Below are 898 nucleotides of genomic sequence, written 5' to 3'. Positions count from 1 at the left end.
GGCAAATCCGCCGCACCTGGCCGAGGACCCGCATCCTGCTGCGCGCCGATAGCGGCTTCTGCCGTGAGGCGCTGATGGCGTGGTGCGAGGCCAACAAGGTCGATTATCTGTTCGGCCTGGCCAAGAACAAGCGCCTGATCGCCGAGATCGAGACCGAACTCGGCCAGGCTGCCGCCGAGAGCCGCCGCACCGGCAAGCCGGCGCGTCGCTTCAAGGACTTGCAGTGGTCGACGCTCGACAGCTGGAGCCGCAGGCGGCGCGTCATCGCCAAGGCCGAGGTGACCCGCGGCGACACCAATCCGCGCTTCGTCGTCACCTCGCTCAGCCGTGCCGAGGCTGCGCCGCGCTACCTCTATGAGACGCTCTACTGTGCTCGCGGCGAGATGGAGAACCGGATCAAGGAGTGCCAGGCCGATCTGTTCGCCGACCGCACATCAGCCGCCACCATGCGGGCCAATCAGCTGCGTCTGTGGTTTGCCTCGATGGCCTATGTGCTGCTCTCAGCGCTGCGCCGCATCGGGCTGCGCTTCACCCAGTTCGCGAGCGCCAGCTGCGGCAATATCCGGCTCAAACTGCTCAAGATCGGCGCCCTCGTCACCACAAGTGTCCGCCGCGTCAAGATTGCTATGGCCTCGGCCTATCCGTGGCGCGACGAGTGGGAGCTCGCATACCATTACCTCCGAACCGCYGCGGCGCGTTGACGRAACAGACAGGGCACAGTCCTCAAAACCCGTCGATCGCTCCCCGCCATTGCCGCGGGCGGCACTGCTCGCCCCGTTGACGGTCAAAATGCTGCAGCGCGCCCCTGACCCGCCGCGCAAGCACCGACATCACCGCTGAACCCTCGAAAACGCCCGCCGAAAGCAAATTCAAAAACAAGTGTGAGATATCCGGGCTA

The 898-nt window shown here is 65.3% G+C and carries 1 protein-coding gene; it reads left to right on the top strand.

What is annotated here, in order from left to right; all coding sequences use genetic code 11:
• Positions 1-701, top strand: a 701-nt coding sequence (locus tag AC1DYF_RS40295; protein ID WP_477884541.1) for an IS1380 family transposase, incomplete at its 5' end; no start/stop codon positions are given.
• Between the last annotated feature and the right edge of the window lie 197 nt (positions 702-898).

This window comes from Rhizobium sp. P2_G9, from assembly GCF_056403475.1.
Note: the sequence above shows the minus strand (reverse complement) of the source record. Positions and strands in the feature narration are given on the sequence as shown.